Source organism: Pseudophaeobacter sp. 1A16562 (assembly GCF_041008785.1).
Classification (GTDB): domain Bacteria; phylum Pseudomonadota; class Alphaproteobacteria; order Rhodobacterales; family Rhodobacteraceae; genus Phycobacter; species Phycobacter gallaeciensis_A.
The window spans coordinates 160,594-179,335 of the sequence record NZ_JAXGFT010000011.1; the positions used below are offsets into that span (position 1 = coordinate 160,594).

16 protein-coding genes are annotated in these 18,742 nt (G+C 61.0%); 14 read left to right on the forward strand and 2 right to left on the reverse strand.

Annotation, left to right across the window (positions count from 1 at the left end):
- Positions 1-4 precede the first annotated feature (4 nt).
- Positions 5-1,219 carry an acyl-CoA dehydrogenase family protein gene (locus tag SM764_RS16190; protein ID WP_152467198.1) on the reverse strand — a complete coding sequence of 405 codons (1,215 nt, stop codon included), beginning with the start codon at positions 1,217-1,219 and terminating at the stop codon, positions 5-7.
- A gap of 139 nt (positions 1,220-1,358) precedes the next feature.
- Between SM764_RS16190 and SM764_RS16195 the strand changes: the two genes are divergently transcribed.
- From SM764_RS16195 to SM764_RS16215, 5 genes are read left to right on the forward strand one after another with little or no spacing between them, the layout of a single operon-like run.
- Positions 1,359-2,144, forward strand: coding sequence for an enoyl-CoA hydratase-related protein (locus tag SM764_RS16195; RefSeq protein ID WP_043753629.1), 786 nt, complete (start codon positions 1,359-1,361; stop codon positions 2,142-2,144).
- 21 nt (positions 2,145-2,165) lie between these two features.
- On the forward strand, positions 2,166-3,965 hold the full coding sequence (locus tag SM764_RS16200) for an acyclic terpene utilization AtuA family protein (protein WP_369002211.1): 1,800 nt from the start codon (positions 2,166-2,168) through the stop codon (positions 3,963-3,965).
- Between the two features lie 12 nt (positions 3,966-3,977).
- The gene (locus SM764_RS16205; RefSeq protein WP_136340206.1) at positions 3,978-5,447 is read left to right on the forward strand and encodes an acetyl-CoA carboxylase biotin carboxylase subunit; all 1,470 of its coding nucleotides are present in this window, start codon (positions 3,978-3,980) and stop codon (positions 5,445-5,447) included.
- Positions 5,447-5,950 carry an acyl-CoA carboxylase biotin carboxyl carrier protein subunit gene (locus SM764_RS16210; protein ID WP_232237131.1) on the forward strand — a complete coding sequence of 168 codons (504 nt, stop codon included), beginning with the start codon at positions 5,447-5,449 and terminating at the stop codon, positions 5,948-5,950. The genes SM764_RS16205 and SM764_RS16210 overlap by 1 nt, the downstream gene beginning before the upstream one ends.
- Before the next feature lie 2 nt (positions 5,951-5,952).
- Positions 5,953-7,560, forward strand: coding sequence for an acyl-CoA carboxylase subunit beta (locus SM764_RS16215; protein ID WP_043753618.1), 1,608 nt, complete (start codon positions 5,953-5,955; stop codon positions 7,558-7,560).
- Positions 7,561-7,671: 111 nt separating this feature from the next.
- On the opposite strand, the gene SM764_RS16220 is transcribed toward SM764_RS16215, so the two are convergent.
- Entirely contained in the window at positions 7,672-8,283 is a 612-nt protein-coding gene (locus SM764_RS16220; protein ID WP_043753615.1) for an acyltransferase, read from the reverse strand.
- 253 nt (positions 8,284-8,536) lie between these two features.
- Here SM764_RS16220 and SM764_RS16225 point away from each other — a divergent pair, with 253 nt between their 5' ends.
- The 9 genes from SM764_RS16225 (at position 8,537) to SM764_RS16265 (ending at position 18,590) form a co-directional block, all read left to right on the forward strand.
- Entirely contained in the window at positions 8,537-9,721 is a 1,185-nt protein-coding gene (locus SM764_RS16225) for a lipid-transfer protein (protein WP_152467141.1), read from the forward strand.
- A 24-nt stretch (positions 9,722-9,745) separates the two neighbouring features.
- Complete coding sequence (locus SM764_RS16230) at positions 9,746-10,576, forward strand: SDR family NAD(P)-dependent oxidoreductase (RefSeq protein WP_027264429.1); 831 nt, start codon at positions 9,746-9,748, stop codon at positions 10,574-10,576.
- Between the two features lie 243 nt (positions 10,577-10,819).
- Positions 10,820-11,386 carry a TetR/AcrR family transcriptional regulator gene (locus SM764_RS16235; RefSeq protein ID WP_332255714.1) on the forward strand — a complete coding sequence of 189 codons (567 nt, stop codon included), beginning with the start codon at positions 10,820-10,822 and terminating at the stop codon, positions 11,384-11,386.
- A gap of 4 nt (positions 11,387-11,390) precedes the next feature.
- A complete protein-coding gene (locus tag SM764_RS16240) occupies positions 11,391-12,989 on the forward strand; it encodes an acyl-CoA carboxylase subunit beta (RefSeq protein ID WP_043753606.1) in 1,599 nt (532 codons plus the stop codon).
- A gap of 9 nt (positions 12,990-12,998) precedes the next feature.
- Positions 12,999-13,793, forward strand: coding sequence for a crotonase/enoyl-CoA hydratase family protein (locus SM764_RS16245; RefSeq protein WP_028288551.1), 795 nt, complete (start codon positions 12,999-13,001; stop codon positions 13,791-13,793).
- The gene (locus SM764_RS16250) at positions 13,778-15,793 is read left to right on the forward strand and encodes an ATP-binding protein (protein WP_276155040.1); all 2,016 of its coding nucleotides are present in this window, start codon (positions 13,778-13,780) and stop codon (positions 15,791-15,793) included. The genes SM764_RS16245 and SM764_RS16250 overlap by 16 nt, the downstream gene beginning before the upstream one ends.
- Positions 15,790-16,956, forward strand: coding sequence for an acyl-CoA dehydrogenase family protein (locus SM764_RS16255; RefSeq protein ID WP_152467144.1), 1,167 nt, complete (start codon positions 15,790-15,792; stop codon positions 16,954-16,956). The genes SM764_RS16250 and SM764_RS16255 overlap by 4 nt, the downstream gene beginning before the upstream one ends.
- 47 nt (positions 16,957-17,003) lie before the next feature.
- A complete protein-coding gene (locus SM764_RS16260) occupies positions 17,004-17,570 on the forward strand; it encodes a biotin transporter BioY (RefSeq protein ID WP_136340106.1) in 567 nt (188 codons plus the stop codon).
- Positions 17,571-17,771: 201 nt separating this feature from the next.
- A complete protein-coding gene (locus SM764_RS16265) occupies positions 17,772-18,590 on the forward strand; it encodes an MBL fold metallo-hydrolase (protein WP_136340210.1) in 819 nt (272 codons plus the stop codon).
- Positions 18,591-18,742: the final 152 nt, after the last annotated feature.

The window sequence follows — 18,742 nt, forward strand, 5'->3', positions numbered from 1 at the left end:
CCCCTCAGGCGCGCAAAAGTTCTTCGGCAATGATGATCTTGCGGACTTCGCTTGTTCCCGCGCCGATCTCCAACAATTTGTTGGCGCGGAACAGCCGGTTGATCTCGGTGTCCTGCATGTAGCCAGAGCCACCATGAATATGACAGGCTTCGGTCACCGCCTTGTTGAATGCCTCGCCTGCGTAAAGACAGGCCGCCGCGGTCAGTTTGTGGATTTCGCCACGGCCCCCGGCCCCTTTTGGTAGGCCCGTACAGGCGGCCAGTGCCCGATAACCGAATGCGCGCGCGGTTTCGACCTCGGTGTAGATCTCGGCCAGTTTCGACTGCATCATCTGGAAACTTGCAATCGGTTTGCCGAATTGTTCGCGAATCTTGGCGTATTCCAGCCCTAGTTCCAGGGCGCGTTCGGCCATGCCAACGCAGACTGAGGCAACCATAGCACGCTCCAGATCCAACCCGCTCATTACCACCGAAACGCCGGTGTTTTCCGGTCCAACCATGGCGGATGCGGGTACGCGGCAATCCTCAAACACCAGTTCTCCGGTTGGCGAGCCGCGAAAGCCCATCTTGTCAAGCTTTTGCGCCACCTTGAAACCGGGATTGTCCGTCTCGATGATGAAAGCAGAAATGCCCTTGGCGCCCTTCGACTTGTCGGTTTTGGCATAAAGCAGGATCACATCGGCAATGGGGCCGTTGGTGATGTAAATCTTCGAGCCGTTGATGACATAATCATCACCGTCGCGGCGGGCAGTTGTGGCCATGGATCCGAGCGCATCGGATCCCGCACCCGGTTCGGTCAGGCCCAAAGCACCAACCAGCTCGCCCGAGCAAAGGCCCGGCACGTATTTCTTCACATGCTCTTCGGATCCATTGCGCAGCAGGTTATTCAGGCACAGGTTGTCATGCGCCCCGTGTGAGAGGCCCACAGCCGGATTCCACTTCGAAATCACCTCGGACACCAGCGCCTGGGTGAACTCGTTCTGTCCCGATCCGCCAAGCTCTTCGGGTGCGGTAATCCCCAGCAGGCCCAGCTCGCCCATCTGCTTGAACAGATCATCGGGCCACCATTCCTCGTCATCCATACGCGCTTGCAGTGGGTGTAGCACCTCGCGCGACACCCGATCCACGTGATCGACGATCTGCCGTTGCTCATCAGTCAAAGAATAGTTCGCCCTGATGGCTTCCAGATCAGCCGAGATGGCCTCACTTTGAGTGGTCATATCATCCTCCCGAAAAATGTCGTCCGCCGTGTTGACCAAAATCAAACATATGTTAGAAAATAGATCAAGCCAAGCTTTTGACGACCTGACGTAAGAAAGCGCGGTGTCCTGCAATACAGAGGGGGGGGGAGCTTCGGAAATGACTGAGAGCGTTGTTCAATCGCAGGCGCTCGGCAAAGAAGTGCGTATCACGATTCGACGTCCTGACAATCGAAATGCCCTCAACCGTGAGGTCGCAGACGGGATCATGGCCGCCATATGTGCTGCCGAGAGGGACAGCGATTGCCGCGTGATCGTTCTGACCGGCGAGGGCGAGCGCGCCTTCTGTGCCGGGGGCGACATCAAGGCGGGGGCGGATGGCGGCCCGTTTGTTCAGGATCCGGCGGACCCGGATCATTTTGCCGGAAGGTTGTTCGAGACGATACAGGCGTGCCGAAAGCCAACGATCGCGCGCATCAATGGCGTCGCTATGGGGGCAGGAGCGGGCATCATCTGTGCCTGCGATCTGGCTGTGATGGCGGATCATGCTCGCATCGGAACGCCGGAAGTGAAGGTGGGTCTGTTTCCCATGACGATCGTGCCACCCATGATGCGCGTGCTGCCCCGGCGGAGGCTGATGGAGATGTTCATCACCGGCGTTCCTCTGACGGCCGAGGAAGCCCTGCAGTTCAATCTGGTCAACTATGTGACCGATGCCGCGGGGCTGGACGACAAGGTTGCAGAACTGGTTGCCCAGATCGCCGCGCAGTCGCCGAGCGCGATCCGGCTGGGAAAATACGCCTGTCACGCGATGGAGGACATGACCTATCCGCAGCAGATGCGGTTTGCAGAAACACTGTTACCGCGTGTGGCGCAGACCGAAGACGCGCGCGAAGGCTTTGATGCCTTTATTGAGAAGCGCAAACCCGAATGGACGGGCCGCTGATCAAACGGGGAGGAGAGGAATATGTCGGAACGAAAGCTGCGCATCGGATGCGCGTCGGGTTTCTGGGGCGATACGCCGGAAGCGATCGGTCAACTGGTCTCAAAGGGCGAGATCGACTATCTGGTGTTTGACTATCTGGCAGAGGTGACAATGTCGCTGATGGCGCGGGCCCGCGCCAAAGCGCCCGAGTCGGGCTATGCGCCGGACTTCGTCAAGGCGCTGGCACCCTGGTTGTCGGATATCAAGGCAAAAGGGATCAAGGTCGTTGCCAATGCAGGGGGCGTGAACCCGCGTGGCTGCAGCGATGCGCTTGCCAAAGCCGCCGCCCAGGCCGGGATCGATCTGTCCGTCGGAGTCGTGCTAGGCGATGACCTGTTGCCCAGGGCCGATGAAATTCGCAAAAACGGTCAGACGGAAATGTTCTCGGGTGTCGCATTTCCAGATGATATCTGGAGCATGAATGCCTATCTGGGTGCCCGCCCCATCGCTGCCGCGCTGGATGCCGGGGCCGACATCGTGATCACCGGACGCTGCGCCGACAGCGCGGTCGCGCTTGGTCCCCTGATGCATGAATACGGTTGGGGCGACGATGACTGGGACAAGCTCAGCCAGGGATCGCTGGCCGGCCACCTGATCGAATGCGGCCCCCAGGGAACCGGCGGCAACTTCACCGACTGGCAGGACGTGCCGGGTTGGGACAATATGGGCATGCCCATCGTCGAGGTGTCCGAAGACGGCAGTTTCATCATGACCAAGACGCCTGACACCGGCGGGCTGGTCGTGCCCGGGTCAGTCGGAGAGCAGATGCTCTATGAAATCGGGGACCCGCGCGCCTACCTGTTGCCCGACGTGATCTGCGACTGGTCCGGGGTCACCCTGGAACAGGTCGGACCCGACCGGGTGCTGGTCAAGGGCGGCAGGGGGCTTGGGCGCGCCGACAGCTACAAGGTGTCGGCGACCCATGCCGATGGCTGGCGCGCGGTCTCTACCCTGACACTGGCCGCGATTGACGCACCCGCCAAGGCCGAACGTGTGGCCGAGGCGATCCTGACCCGCTGTCGCCGGATTTTCCGCGACCGCAACATGGGAGATTTCCGGCAGGTCAGCGTCGAGGTGCTGGGGGCCGAGGCGGCCTACGGCGCAAATGCGCGCGCCCGGACCCGCGAGGTGGTGCTCAAGATCGGCGCGGTCCATGACGATCGCGCCGCGCTGAACATCTTTGCCGGCGAAATCGCACCGATGGCGATTTCGACCGCGCAGGGTCTGACCGGGTTCTTCGCCGGACGGCCAAAGGTGCAGCCGGTGGTCCGTCTATTTTCCTTCCTTCAGAGCAAGGCCGAAACCCCCGTCGCGGTCGAGGTCGACGGCAAGGATGTGCCCGTGAGCGTGGCCACTACGCCAGTCCACCTTGATCCGCCTGCCGCACCGCCCGCAGATAGCCGCGAGCCCGGTCCGGACGTTGTCAAGGTCCGCCTCGTCGATTTGGCCTGGGGCCGCTCGGGCGACAAGGGGGACATCGCCAATATCGGCATCCTCGCGCGCAAGCCGGACTACCTACCATATATCCGCTCGGCTCTCAGCGAAGAGGTGGTGAAGGACTATTTCGCCCATGTCTGCGACGGCAGGGTAGAACGGTTCGACTTGCCTGGAAGCCATTCGCTGAATTTCCTGTTGCATGAATCGCTTGGCGGTGGCGGCATCGCCTCGGTCCGCATAGACCCGCAGGGCAAAGGGTTCGCGCAGATGCTGCTTGATATCGAAATTCCCGTGCCAGCCGATCTGGCCGCACGTGACGGACTGAATGCCGCGGCCCGGAACTAAGAGGACGACACCATGACCATTTCGAAACTCCTGGTCGCCAATCGGGGCGAGATCGCGGCGCGCGTGTTGCGCACCGCTAAGGCCCGCGGGCTTGCGACTGCCGTGTTGCGTCATGTCGCCGAGCAAGAGGGGCCGGCGCATCTGATCGCAGATGAGGTCGTGATGATCGACGGCCCGACGCCCGTGGCCGCCTATCTCGATATTCCTCAGATCGTCGAAGCCGCCAAAGGGATCGGCGCGGACGCGGTTCATCCCGGCTATGGCTTTCTGTCAGAGAATGCCGGTTTTGTCGCGGCGCTGGAAAAAGCCGGAGTGACCTTTGTCGGCCCGACGTCCGAGGTCATCGACCTGATGGGGGACAAGGTCCGCGCCCGCGCCTTCGTCGAGGAACGCGGGTTTCCCGTCGCCCCCTCGGCCATCGAGGATGATGATCCGGCGAGCTTTGTCGAACGCGCCCGCGCCGTTGGCTATCCGCTGCTCATCAAGCCCTCGGCCGGCGGTGGCGGCAAGGGCATGCGCGTCGTACGCGAGGACAGCACGCTGGAGACCGAAATCGAAACCGCGCGCCGCGAAGGCGAACGATATTTCGGCGACGGGCGGCTTTTCGTCGAACGCTATATCGAACGCCCGCGCCATATCGAGGTGCAGGTGATGGGCGACGGACAGGGCAACGTGGTCCATTTCTGGGAACGTGAATGTTCGATCCAGCGCCGGTTCCAGAAGATTATCGAGGAAACGCCGTCACCGGCGCTGACCCCCGAGCAACGGGATGAGATCTGCGAGACCGCTGCCGGAATTGCCCGCGCCGTCAAATACCGCGGGGCAGGGACTGTCGAATTCATCTATGCACAGGATGGGGCCTTTTATTTCCTGGAAATGAACACCCGCCTTCAGGTCGAACATCCGGTGACCGAGATGGTAACCGGCTTTGATCTGGTTGCCGAGCAGCTGCGTGTCGCGGCGGGCGACGGGCTGAGCGCCGTGCAGGCGGATATTCCCCAAACCGGACACTCGATCGAACTGCGCATCTGTGCCGAGGATGCGACCGCCGATTTTCGCCCCGCGATCGGCAATATCCTGCTGCTGGACGAACCCCAGGGCGAGGGGATCCGCGTAGACAGCGGCATTCTGGATGGCGGCAAGGTAACGACCGACTTCGACCCGATGTTGTCCAAGCTGATCGTGCATGGCCCGGATCGCGCGCAGGCCATCGCCCGTGCCCGGAGCGCGGTGCAAAGCTATGTGATTCTCGGGGTAACGACCAACACCGGTTACCTGGATGCAATCCTTGCACATCCGGATTTCGCCTCTGGTGACGTTTCAACTGGCTTCCTGGCTGAACAATCCGAAACGCTAACCGCGCCGGGCGAAGATGTCTCTGACTTGCTGATAGCGGCGGCGGCCCTATCGGACGAGCGCCTGGTGAGTGACGTAATGCAGATACCGGAAATGTACCGCAAGATGGGTGGGTGGAGAAACTGATGCAACGGATTTTTCAGATCGACGGAGAAGAGACTGATTGCTGGCTGGGTCATGATGGCAGCCGGTTCGTGCTCAACACCCCCACTGGCGCTGTTGCCTGCCAATTGGATCCGACGGGTCTGCCGGGCGGTTACAAGCTGCGGGCCAAGGGTGTTGTGCGCGAATTGCGACTGGCCGTGGGGCCGGAAGCAACTTTTGTGCACATGGACGGGCGAACCTACGAAGTCGGGCGGGTTGATCCCGCCGAACGCCTGGCCGGAAGCGACGGTGGCGCGAGCGACGACCGATTGGTGGCGCCCATGCCGGGTGTCGTGGTGTCAGTTGCGGTTAAACCCGGCGATGCGGTTGAAGAAGGCCAGCCACTTCTGGTGATCGAAAGCATGAAGTTGGAAACCACACTGACGGCGCCGCGCGACGGGGTCGTTGCCGAAATGCCATTCGCCGAAGGCGACAGTTTTGGTCTGAAAGACATCCTGGCCCAATTGGCTCCGGAGGAGGAGTGACCATGCGCAGAATTGAAAGTCAGATCGACACCAATGCCGCCGACTACAAGGCAAATTTCGCCGCCATGTCTGAACGGCTGAAGGAATTCCACGCTCGCCAGCACGCGGCGCGTTTCGAACGTCCGCAACGCGATATCGACCGCCTCGCCCGCCAGAACAAACTGGGCGTGCGCGAGCGGTTGAAACTGCTGCTGGACCCCGGCACTCCGTTTTTGGAATTTTCAACCCTGGCGGCCTGTCGTGAATATGACGGGGTGGTGCCCGGCGCAGGCGTGGTTACGGGGATCGGCATCGTGCAAGGCCGCGAGGTCGCCATTCATGCCAATGATGCCAGCGTCAAGGGCGGTGCCTGGTATCCGCATACCGTGAAAAAGGTCGTGCGTCTTCTGGATGTCGCGCTGGAAAACCGTCTGCCGGTCATCCATATCTGCGACAGCGCGGGCGGTTTCCTGCCGCTGCAGCACGGGGTGTTTCCCGACCGGTATCTGGGCGGGCGGGTGTTCCGCAACCAGGTCAAGCTGAGCCAGGCCAATATCCCGCAGATTGCCGTGGTCGGCGGACACTGCACGGCTGGCGGTGCCTATGTGCCGACGCTGAGCGACTACAACATCATCATCGAAGGCACAGGCGCGATTTTCCTTGGCGGTCCCCCGCTGGTCAAGGCGGCTACCGGCGAAGAGGTCGGTGTTCAGGAGCTTGGCGGCGCGGTCATGCACACCTCGGTATCGGGCACCGGCGACTATCGCGCCGCGACCGAACAACACGCCTTTTCACTGGCGCGCGAGATTGTCAGCCAATGGATGCGCACCCCGAAAACGATCATCGAAACCGCCGCTTTTGAAGAGCCATACTACGACCCCAAGGAGCTTTATGGGATCATCCCCAAGGACCGGAAAACCCAGTTTGATATGCGCGAGGTTCTGGCGCGGATCGTCGATGGCTCGCGCTTTCACGAATACCAGCCCGACTATGGCACCACGATGGTTTGCGGCTTTGCCCATATCTGGGGTTACAAGGTCGGCATCCTTGCCAACAACGGGGTGCTGTTCAACGACAGTTCGCTCAAGGCAGCGCATTTCATGCAGTTGTGCAACCAGAACCGCACGCCTCTGGTCTTTTTCCAGAACATCACCGGCTATATGGTGGGCCGCGAATACGAAGAACGAGGCATCGCCAAGGATGGCGCCAAGATGCTGATGGCGCAGGGCGGCTCGGTCGTGCCGAAGTTTACCGTGATCGCCAATGCGTCTTACGGGGCCGGCAACTACGGGATGTGCGGACGGGCCTGGGACGCGCGCACGCTGTTCATGTGGCCCCAGGCCGAGATCGGCGTGATGGGGGCGGATCAGGCCGCAAATACCATGGCGGACGTCAAGATTCGGCAGCTTCAGCGCGAAGGCAAAGAGCTGACCGAAGAAGAAATCGCCGCGATCCGCGAACCGGTGCTGGAAAAATACAAGCGCGATGTCGAGGCTTATACCTCGACCTCGGAATTGTGGGACGACGGCATCCTCGATCCGGCGGACACACGCAACGCGCTTGGCATGTCGATTTCTGCCTCGCTCAATGCACCGATCGACGATCCGCACTACGGGATCTTCCGTCTGTAAAGGCTTGAGGGACGGCACACCGGGTCGGGGAGTGCCGTTCCGCGTCAAGGCGCTTCCATCTGGTGCTTTCGGAATCTGAAGTAGTCCTGACCGGTCCGGTTCCCGGACCGGTCAGGACGATGTCCGCCGCGCCTCCTGAATGGAGACGACGTCAGAGGCCGCCATGCCGGGCCGGTTTGCCTCGACCGCCTTCAGCGGCTCGACCGGCGTCAATCCGGCCAGACAGTCGCGCGCAAGTTGCTGGTATTCCGCGGTGCCGCGCGTTTTCCACGCGATTTCTTTCTCGCTGACCTCGCGGATCACCTTTGCCGGCGATCCCACCACCATCGAACGCGGCGGAATCACGGTTTCGCCACGCACAAACGCCTGCGCGCCGACAATCGATTCCGCCCCAAGCTCTACACCATCCATAATGACGGAATTCATTCCGACCAGAGCGTTCCGGCCCACTGTGCAACCGTGCAGGATCGCGCCATGGCCGATGTGGCCGTCGCTTTCCACCACGGCGTCGCGGCCGGGAAAGGAATGGATGATGCAATTGTCCTGAACATTGGCTCCATCCCCGATCACGATCCTGCCGAAATCGCCCCGCAAGCTTGCTCCGGGGCCGATGTAGCATCCATGACCCAAGATGACATTTCCGATCAGAACGGCCTGGGGGTGGACATATGTATCCTCGGGCACGACGGGTATAAAACCCTTGAACTCATAACAGTATGCCATTCCGACCACCTTTCGTAAGCTGAGTGCTAAACGCTTGTCAGCGGTTGCGCCGGGACCAGAATCCCTCAATTGTGCCGCCGATCAGGGCGTGTGGCCCGAAAACAAACACAAGTTAGAAAATAGCGCAAGCTCCCTACGTCACAGCTTGGCGATATTGACACTTCCCAAGGTTGGGATTTAAAATCTAACAAATGGTAAAAAATAGGCTGGCGGACCGATTAGGGTGGCCTGACCGAACTTGGGAGAGAGAGAAATGACAGACAAAGCCTATGTTGCAGGCGTTGGGATGGTCCCGTTCCAGAAGCCGGGAAAATCCGAAAGCTACGATGTGATGGCGACCGCTGCGACCCGGTCCGCTCTGGCAGACGCGGGGTTGGATTATGATAAAGTCCAACAGGCCTATGTTGGCTATGTCTATGGCGACAGCACCTGCGGTCAGCGCGCCCTGTACCATGTCGGAATGACAGGCATCCCGGTTCTGAATGTGAACAACAACTGCTCGACCGGATCGTCCGCCCTGTTCCTGGCCAGGCAGGCAGTTGAAAGCGGCGCGGTCGAATGTGCTCTGGCACTTGGGTTCGAACAGATGCAGCCCGGCGCAATCGGTGCGATGTTCCATGACCGGGTCAGCCCGTTTGCGGCATTCGACAGTGAAACCGACGATCTGGTTGGCCGTTCCGAAATCCCGCTGGCACTGCGGTACTTTGGCGGTGCGGGCAAGGCGCATATGGACGAGTTCGGCACACCCGTCGAGACCTTCGCCAAGATCCGCGCCAAGGCCAGCCGACATGCTGCGAAGAATCCGGTTGCCCTGTTCCGGCAGGAGGTGACGGCGGAAGATGTCATGGCCGCCCAGGTCGTCTGGCCCGGCGTCATGACCAAGCTCATGGCCTGTCCGCCAACCTGTGGCGCGGCGGCGGCGATCATTTGTTCCAAAGAATTCGCCGACAAGCACGGATTGGACAGTTCCGTTCGGATCGCGGCGCAGGCCATGACAACAGACGGACCGGAAACTTTCGAAGCCCATGACATGCGCGAAGTGGTCGGCTTTTCGATGGCCAAGCGCGCCGCCGATCAGGTTTACGAGGACGCGGGCATCGGGCCCGAGGACGTGGATGTGGTCGAACTGCACGACTGTTTCGCCCACAACGAGCTTATCACCTATGAGGCGCTTGGCCTTTGCGGTCGCGGCGAAGCGGCGAAATTCGTTGATGATGGCGACAACACCTACGGCGGAAAATACGTGACCAACCCGTCGGGCGGTCTTTTGTCCAAAGGCCATCCGCTTGGGGCGACCGGCCTAGCGCAATGTACCGAGCTCGTTCAGCAGCTTCGCGGCCAGGCAGATGCGCGCCAGGTTGATGGCGCACGTCTGGCGCTTCAGCACAATCTGGGCCTCGGCGGGGCCTGCGTCACCACGCTTTATGAAAAAGCCTGATAGCGCCTTTCGGGAGGAATCAATATGACTGGAAAACTCGACGGGCGCGTGGCGCTGGTCTCGGGCTCGGGCCGGGGCATTGGCCGCGAAATCGCTCTCAAACTGGCCTCGGAAGGGGCCCGGCTGGTGATCAACGATCTGGATGCGGATCCGGCCAATGAAACCGCCGAGGCGGTGCGCGCAATGGGAGCTGAGGCCGTGGTCTGTGCCGGCAGCGTCACCGAAGACGGTTTTGCCGAACGGTTCATCAAGACCGGCGTGGACAGCTTTGGCGGGTTAGACATCATCGTGAACAACGCAGGCTACACTTGGGATAGCGTCGTTCAGAAGATGTCCGACGAACAGTGGCAGGCGATCATCGACGTCCACCTGACGGCACCTTTCAAGATCCTGCGCGCTGCCCAGCCGGTGATCAGCGCCAAGGCCAAGGAAGAGGCCGCCGCCGGGCAAGAGGTGTTCCGCAAGGTGGTCAACATCTCGTCCATCGCAGGGACCGGCGGCAATGCTGGCCAGATCAACTATTCCGCCGCAAAGGCCGGTATCCTAGGGGTCACCCGGACGATGGCCAAGGAATGGGGCCGCTATAAGGTCAACGTCAACGCCGTCGCCTTCGGCCCGATTCGCACCCGCTTGACCGAAGGCAGCGCGGATGGCGACAGCACGATCAAGGTCGAAGAAAAAGAGATCAAGGTCGGCGTGAATCCCGATCTCCTGTCCCAGATGGAGCGCATGATCCCGCTGGGCCGGGTCGGCACTCCGGAAGAAGCTGCCGGTGCCGTCTATCTGTTCTGTGCGCCGGAATCGAACTTCATTTCAGGCCAGCACGTCATCTGCGGTGGCGGTTTCGTGATCTAAGGCATTTGCCCGGACCCGATGACGGGGTCCGGGCAAGCACATTAATGTCTGGGCGGCCTCTTGGCGGTCGCCAATGCGGAATTTTCCGCAAACTCTAGTCTGGCACGATCACGACGATTTACTCATTTGCGTTATTAACCTAACAGGCGTTAGTTAGGCGTTGGGGCGATACGAAAGTATATGGCACAAAACACGGCAATCAAAATCAACGAGACATCGCGCAGCGCGGTTGGACGGGATGGGGTGCTGGACATTGCCGCGCGGCTTTTCCGCGAACAAGGCTACGGGTCCGTTTCGCTCCGAAAAATTGCCGAGGCCGCCGGGATCAAGGCGGGTAGCATATATTATCATTTCGGTTCCAAGGACGAGATCGTCGCGGCCGTTCTTGATGCAGGGATTCGAGTCGTTCACGAGAGCATGAGAGACGCCGTCACCGACCTGCGGGCCGATGCCGACGGCGAAACGGTACTGCGCGCCGCGATCCGGGCGCATCTGCGCGCGCTTATTGATGTGAGCGATTATACATCGGCGAATGTGCGTATTTTCGGGCAGGTGCCGCAATCCGTCCGGGATGCCAACTTGCCCACGCGCAGGGCCTATGAGGCAGAGTGGGACAGTCTTCTGTCCCAGCTTAAGAAAGATGGCACGCTGAAGCAAGACGTCGATATCCGTCGCCTGCGCCTGATGCTGATCGGTACATTGAACGCCACGCTCGATTGGTTCGACCCGGACCGCGGTAGCGCCGATGCGTTGTCACGCACCTATGCCGATGTGTTCCTCAACGGGATACTCCAAAGACAGGATACCTGACTTCATGGCACGTCTTGAAACAGCGGTGCTGACCGCATCAGAGACCTACACCCGCAACCACGCCGCACAAAGCGAGCGCGTCGAAACGCTGCGTGCGCGGATCGCCGAAGCAACGGCTGGCGGCCGCCCCGATATGGTCGCGCGGCATCGCAAGCGCGGCAAGCTGTTGGTCCGCGAACGGATCGACCTGCTGGTGGATCCGGGCACTGCGTTTCTTGAGCTGTCGTCGCTTGCCGCCTACGGTCAATACGGGGGCGAGGTGCCCGGTGCGGGGATCGTGACCGGTATCGGGATCGTCCACGGGCTGCCCTGCGTTGTGATCGCCAACGATGCGACAGTGAAGGGTGGGTCTTTCTATCACGAAACCGTGCAGAAACACATCCGCGCCCAGGAAATCGCAGCCGAGAACCGGCTGCCCTGCCTCTATCTGGTGGATTGCGGCGGTGCCTATCTGCCAGAGCAGGACCGGGTTTTCCCCGATGCCCGCCATTTCGGCAATTCCTTTTATCGTCAAACCAACATGTCCGCGAGCGGCCTGCCGCAGATCTCGGCGGTCTTTGGAGGCTGCACGGCCGGTGGGGCCTATATCCCGGCCCTGTCGGACGAAGTCATCATGGTACGCGGCAACGCACGCATCCATCTGGGCGGCCCCTCGATCGTCAAGGTGGCGATCAACGAAGAGGTTGATGGAGAAACATTGGGGGGGGCCGAGATGCATTCGCGCGTCTCCGGTGTGTCTGACCATCTGGCCGAGGACGAGTATCATGCGCTTGCTCTGATGCGCGACATCGTATCCGAACTGGGCCTGTCGCGCCCGATGGGTCCCGATGCAACCTGCGCGCCGCCGGCGCGCAACCCAGAGGAACTGCTTGGCGTCATCAGCGCCGATCGCAAACAGCCCTATGACATGCGCGAGGTTCTGCTGCGCATGATCGACGCCGGCGAATTCCGCGAATTCAAGCCCGGATGGGGTGAGACGCTGGTCTGCGGCACCGCGCGGATTCACGGCTATCGAGTGGGCATTCTCGCAAATAATGGGGCGCTTGTGTCCGACAGTTCGCTCAAGGGCGCGCAATTCGTGTCGATGTGCGATCAACGCAACATCCCGCTTTTGTTCCTCCACAACATCTCGGGCTTCATGGTCGGCACCGAAGCCGAGCGCGGCGGCATTGCCAAAGACAGCGCCAAGCTGGTCTATGCCATGTCGGTTGCCAAGGTGCCGCGCCTGTCGGTCCTCTTGGGCGGCTCATACGGGGCAGGCAACTACGGCATGTGCGGACGTGGTTTCGCCCCGAATTTTCTCTTTGCCTGGCCCACGGCGGAACTGGCCACCATGTCTGCCGACATCGCCACAAATGTGATGCTGGAACTGCGCCGCCAGAAAGGGGGCGACCCGGGCAAGATGGAGGCCGACATGAAGCTGATCGAGGAGCAGGTTCGGGCCCAGTACGGTGAACAGTCCGATCCCTATTATGCCACCTCGCGGCTTTGGGATGACGGGCTGATCGAACCCGCGCAAACCCGCGATATCCTTGGCCTGTGTCTGGCCATCGTGACATCGGTGCCCGAAGCCGGTCGCCATACGCCTGTATTCAGAATGTGAGGCTTCAAGTTGACCAATACCTACAACACGATCCTTATCGAAACCGATGCGCGTGGCGTCGCCACGCTGACGCTCAACCGCCCCGACAAACACAATGCGCTGAATGGCGAATTGATCGCAGAGCTATACGATGCCGCCGAAAAGCTGGCTGCAGATGACGATGTGCGTATTGTGGTCCTGACCGGCGCGGGCAAGAGCTTCTGCGCGGGCGGCGATTTCAACTGGTTCGCCTCTAATGTCGAGAAAACCCGTAGTGAAAGGGTCGCACAAAGCGCCACGCTGGCGCGGCTGTTGCGCCGTCTTGACACGCTGCCCAAACCCTTGATCGGGAGGATCAACGGCCCGGCTTACGGTGGCGGTGTCGGCATGATCTCCGTCTGCGACTACACCATCGGCGCCGAAGGCGCGCGCTTCGGTCTGACCGAGGTAAAACTGGGCCTTCTGCCCGCGAATATATCGCCTTATGTGGTGGCCCGCATCGGCAAGGTGCATTCGCGTGAAACCATGCTGTCGGGGGCGTTGTTCGACACGGCCCGCGCCGAGCGGATCGGTCTGTTGACCGAGGTTGTCGCGCCGGGCGACCTGGACGCCACGGTGAACCGGGTGGTGCATGATCACCTTCAGGCCGCGCCGGGTGCCGTGGCCGATACCAAGGCGCTGATCGCCTATGTCGCGTCCCACGATCTGGAGACCAACATGATCTACACCGCCGACCGGCTGGCCGATGCGTGGGAGACTGAGGAAGGTATCGAAGGCATCAACAGTTTCATCAACAAGGGCGTTCCGTCATGGCGGGTGAAATGAGCTTCACCCGCGTTCTGATCGCCAACCGGGGCGAGATTGCCCGGCGCATCCAGCGCGGGTGCCGCAAACTGGGGCTGGAAAACGTAGCGGTGTTTTCGGACGCGGACCGCGACGCGCCCTTCGTGGCCGAGGCCGATCATGCCGTCTGCATCGGTGGGGCCGCCCCGTCGGACAGTTATTTGAACGTCGAGGCCATCCTTGAGGCCGCGCGGGCGACGGGCGCGTGTGCGGTGCACCCGGGCTATGGTTTTCTGTCTGAGAATGCCGGTTTCGCGGCGGCGGTCGAGGCGGCGGGCCTTGTGTTCATCGGGCCGGAACCCGACGCTATCGCGCGGATGGGCTCCAAGATCGAGGCCAAGGCTGCCGCCGAAGCCGCAGGCGTGCCCGTCCTGCCCGGCTATCGAGGCGAGGATCAGTCCGACGCGCGCCTGCTGCAAGAGGCCGAGGCGCTAGGCACCCCCTTTCTGGTCAAGGCCAGCGCCGGCGGCGGCGGACGCGGGATGCGGCTGGTCTCCGATCCGGGCGACGCACCCGAAGCGATTGCATCTGCCCGGGCCGAAGCGCAGAGCGCCTTCGACGATCCGGCGGTGTTCCTCGAACGCTATGCACCCCGTGCCCGCCACGTCGAAGTGCAGGTTCTGGGCGACACTCACGGCACCGTGCTGCATCTGGGCGACCGCGATTGTTCGCTGCAACGCAACCACCAAAAGCTGATCGAAGAAGCCCCCGCCGCCGATCTTCCCGAGGCTGTGCGCGACCGCATGCGTGCGGCAGCGGTGCGGTTGGCGCAGGCGATCGGCTATCGCTCCGCCGGGACGGTGGAATACCTCTATGACCCCGGGCGCGGTGAATACTACTTTCTGGAAATGAATACCCGGTTGCAGGTGGAACACCCCGTGACCGAGGCGATCACCGGCATCGATCTGGTCGAATGGCAGTTGCGCATCGCGCGGGGCGAGCCGCTGGCGCTGACGCAAGGCGATGTGCAGTTTGACGGGCACGCCATTGAAATCCGCATCGCCGCCGAAAACCCGGCCGAGAATTTCCGCCCCGAAACGGGCGAGATCAGCCTTTGGGCTCCGCCCGCCGGCGTGCGGCTCGATACCGGGGTCGAGGCAGGCTCGGTCGTCAGCCACCATTACGATTCGATGATTGCCAAGCTGATCGTCCACGCGCCGGATCGGGCCGGTGCGATCCGCCGGGCGGTTGTCGCAATGGATGCCTTTGCAGTCGGTGGCGTCGGTCTGAACCTGGCCTATCAGCGCGCGTTGCTGACACACCCGGATTTTGAGGCGTTCCGGCACCATACCTCAGGCCTGCCCGAGATGTTTCCAGGCGGCTGGACTGAACCGTCCGCTGATCCCCGGGACATGGCCCTTGCCGCGATGGCGCTGCATCTGCATCTCGCCCCGGCGGGCGCGTCGCCCTGGGAAAGCCTGGGGTCATGGCGGCTCACGGCCCCTGCGGGGTGGCCCGGTGCAGCATCCTATTGGGAGACGACCAAAGACGACCCGATCCGCGTAAACGGCTCCGGGTCGGTGTTGACAGCCGTACAACTGGACGGCCAGACCATCGCGGTCGAGAGTGCCGCCTTAACAGGATGCCGTCTGAGCGGACGCATCGACGGGGTTCCGTTTTCGCGCACCGCCTATGTCTCGCGCGCGCCGGGTCACTGGCGGGTGCACCTGCAAACCCCTGCCGGAATGACCGCGACAGACCTGCGCACGCTGGAAGACCAGCATCTGCAACGTGCCACCGGCGGGTCTGGCGTCGCTGACCTGTTGTCCGCACCCATGCCCGGCGCCGTTGCCGAGGTGCGTGTCGCACGCGGCGACCGCGTTAAAGCCGGTGACACGCTTGTGGTGCTTGAGGCCATGAAGCTGTTGCAAAGCCTGCCCGCGCCGGTCGCGGGCGTAGTGACGGAAATCTATTGTGCACCGGGCGACACGGTTGCCGGGCACGCCCCACTTATCAAACTCGATCCAGAGGAAAACACATGACCAGACAAGACAACATCACCGCGGCCTCCGGCCCGTTCAACGAAGACCTCAACTTGATCCGCGACCAGCTGCGCCGGTTCATCGAAACCGAGGTGACCGCCAAGGCCGAGCCCTGGGAGGAGGAGGGCATGGTGCCCCGCGACGTGCTGCGCCGGATGGGTGATCTCGGCGTTCTGGGGATGCGCTATGACGAACAGTATGGCGGCGCGGGGCTGGACGTGATGTCCAGCGTGGTTTTGGCCGAAGAGGTCGGGCGATCCACCTTCGGCGGATTCTCGGCCACGGTTCTGGTCCACACCGACATGGCCTCGCCGCATCTGGAAAACGCCGGCACGCCCGAACAGAAGGCGCGGTGGATGCCGTCGATCACCTCTGGCGAAATGATCACCGCCGTCGCCGTGACCGAGCCGGGCGCGGGCTCGGACGTGGCCGGCATGCGCACCCGCGCGGTGCGGGACGGGTCGGATTGGGTGCTGAACGGCACCAAGATGTTCATCACCAACGGCGTGCATGGCGATCTCTACTTTGTCGGCGCCAAGACCGATCCCGATGCCAAGGGGTCGCGCGGGATCACCATGTTTGCGGTCGAAAAAGGCACGCCGGGCTTTTCGGTCGGACGGGCGTTGAACAAGACCGGCTGGCTGTGCTCGGACACTGCCGAACTGATCTTCGAAGATGTCCGCATCCCGGCCGAAAACGTTCTGGGCGAGGTCAACCGCGGCTTCTATTCGGTGATGAAGAACTTCCAGAACGAACGCATCGTCCTGGGTGCGATGGCCTGTGCCGAAGCGCAAACCGCGCTGGACATGACCGTGGATTACGTCAAGCAGCGCAGGGCCTTTGGCGGCGTTCTGTGGGACAAGCAGGCCGTGCGCCAACGGCTGGCCGACTGTCAGACGCGGATCGCGGCAGGACGTCAGCTGGTCTATCACGCCGCCGGTCTGGATGCCGCGGGCGGTGACTGCGTGAAAGAGGTCTCAATGGTCAAAGCCTATTGCGGCGAACTGGTGAACAGCGTGCTTTATGACTGCGTCCAGTTTCACGGCGGCATGGGTTATATGCGCGAAACACCGGTGGAACGCATGTCACGCGATGCCCGTGTGCAGGCCATCGGCGGCGGGGCGAGCGAAGTCATGTTGGAAGAAGTCGCCAAGCGCATGTGAGCTTACTATCCAAAAAATAACAATCTTCAGAAACAAGGACGAAAAAGATGAATCTGGAAACCACTCAAAGCCAATCAGTCGCAAGACTGACCCGAGAAATCTCGATAATACTCGTCGGCACAATTCTTTTGGCACTATCCGCCAAAATCGTGGTGCCGTTCTACCCCGTACCTATGTCTACACAGACCCTGGTTGTCTTGGGTCTGGGCCTTTTCCTGGGGCCGGTGCGCAGTAGTCTTGTTGTTGTGACATACCTTTTTGAAGGTCTGCTTGGCCTGCCGGTCTTCGCAGGCACGCCTCCGGCTCCGGCCGGACTGGCGTATATTGCGGGTCCCACAGGCGGATACCTGATAGGCTTCGCACTTGCAGCGGCGGCTGCCGGTTGGGTTGTTCAAGCACTGCAAGGACTTTGGCCTTCATTCAGAGCATCTGTCGCGGTCTTTTTGGGCTCGATACTCATGTATTGCGCAGGGCTGTTCTGGTTGGGTGGCTTTGTCGGCTATGGCGAAAAGTTGCTGAACGCCGGTCTTTACCCGTTCCTTCTCGGGGATCTGACGAAGGCGACAATTGCTGTAGTTCTGTATACTGCTTACCATAATCGCCGCGCTGTGTGACTGCCAGCCCAAGACTGTATCAGACTGTTTCAGTCTCATACGGTCTTGGTCCAATATAAGTTGAAATGGTCCGATGCCGGATTTGACAGGCACCGGACGCCAGCCTGAGGTTTCCGGCGCCATGCGAGAGCAATGCGCAAAACTGTGCGAACCAAATTGTTCGCAATCAATACCTGGTCGCACACAATGAAAAGAAGCAGCATGTTTTTCTCAGAGCCGGAGCCTTGCCGCGCGAAGGGAGTCGAATTGGCCCCTGGAATTCTGAGGATCGTCGCGAACAATCCCGGAAAGATGACCTACCACGGGACAAATAGCTACATCATTGATACGCCTGATGGTCGGTTCATAATCGACCCCGGCCCAGCAGAAGACAGTACACATTTCGAGGCAATCATCAAAAATTTGGGGGCCAAACCATCCGGGATTCTGCTCACACACCACCATTCTGATCATTTTGGAGTCGTCCCAGCCCTGCGAGCACGGACAGACGCACCTGTTTATGCCTCACGGGCATTCCCTGACGATGCATTTCGACCTGACCGGTTTCTGGAGGACGGACAGGTCATTGCCGGTCTTACCGTCCTGCACACACCTGGTCACGCGAGCGACCACCTTTGTTTCGCGAGACCTGACGGAGTGCTCTTCACGGGCGACCACGTTATGAGTTGGAACAGTTCGATCGTCAGCCCCCCTGACGGAAACATGCACGACTACTGCGCGCAGCTACAGCGGCTGATTGAGCGCGACGATAGGATCTACTTTCCGGGGCACGGACCTATACTCCGGGATCCGCAACCTTACGTCAAACGGTTGCTTTCCAACCGCATGCGTCGCGAGGCGGAGATCCTCGCCCACCTCTCAAACACCCCGGATTCGGTCCAGAATATCGCCGCTTCCGTCTACCAGAAAACCGACCCACATATCGCAATGGCCGCAGAACGAAACGTTGCGGCGCATCTGGAGAAGCTGTTGTCTGAGTCGCGGGTGGTACAAGATGGCGAGGCCTGGAAATTAACATAAACTTCATTATGCGACTTTATACTGTACGCGGGGCACATTCTAAACTGGGTTGCGACACATCCCCTATCTTGCTGAAAAGCAAGGAGAACGGACATGGCCCACACAGAGTTGGATTTGCGTGAAAGACGCGCGATCGAAGACATGCTGAATGC

What these genes read in the sequence shown, in the direction of transcription:
- SM764_RS16260 (WP_136340106.1), top strand. Translation starts at nt 17,004, where the DNA reads ATGAATCTGGAAACCACTCAAAGCCAATCAGTCGCAAGACTGACCCGA.
- SM764_RS16210 (WP_232237131.1), top strand. Translation starts at nt 5,447, where the DNA reads ATGCAACGGATTTTTCAGATCGACGGAGAAGAGACTGATTGCTGGCTG.
- SM764_RS16225 (WP_152467141.1), top strand. Translation starts at nt 8,537, where the DNA reads ATGACAGACAAAGCCTATGTTGCAGGCGTTGGGATGGTCCCGTTCCAG.
- SM764_RS16265 (WP_136340210.1), top strand. Translation starts at nt 17,772, where the DNA reads ATGTTTTTCTCAGAGCCGGAGCCTTGCCGCGCGAAGGGAGTCGAATTG.
- SM764_RS16220 (WP_043753615.1), bottom strand. Translation starts at nt 8,283, where the DNA reads ATGGCATACTGTTATGAGTTCAAGGGTTTTATACCCGTCGTGCCCGAG.
- SM764_RS16205 (WP_136340206.1), top strand. Translation starts at nt 3,978, where the DNA reads ATGACCATTTCGAAACTCCTGGTCGCCAATCGGGGCGAGATCGCGGCG.
- SM764_RS16195 (WP_043753629.1), top strand. Translation starts at nt 1,359, where the DNA reads ATGACTGAGAGCGTTGTTCAATCGCAGGCGCTCGGCAAAGAAGTGCGT.
- SM764_RS16230 (WP_027264429.1), top strand. Translation starts at nt 9,746, where the DNA reads ATGACTGGAAAACTCGACGGGCGCGTGGCGCTGGTCTCGGGCTCGGGC.
- SM764_RS16255 (WP_152467144.1), top strand. Translation starts at nt 15,790, where the DNA reads ATGACCAGACAAGACAACATCACCGCGGCCTCCGGCCCGTTCAACGAA.
- SM764_RS16240 (WP_043753606.1), top strand. Translation starts at nt 11,391, where the DNA reads ATGGCACGTCTTGAAACAGCGGTGCTGACCGCATCAGAGACCTACACC.
- SM764_RS16200 (WP_369002211.1), top strand. Translation starts at nt 2,166, where the DNA reads ATGTCGGAACGAAAGCTGCGCATCGGATGCGCGTCGGGTTTCTGGGGC.
- SM764_RS16250 (WP_276155040.1), top strand. Translation starts at nt 13,778, where the DNA reads ATGGCGGGTGAAATGAGCTTCACCCGCGTTCTGATCGCCAACCGGGGC.
- SM764_RS16190 (WP_152467198.1), bottom strand. Translation starts at nt 1,219, where the DNA reads ATGACCACTCAAAGTGAGGCCATCTCGGCTGATCTGGAAGCCATCAGG.
- SM764_RS16215 (WP_043753618.1), top strand. Translation starts at nt 5,953, where the DNA reads ATGCGCAGAATTGAAAGTCAGATCGACACCAATGCCGCCGACTACAAG.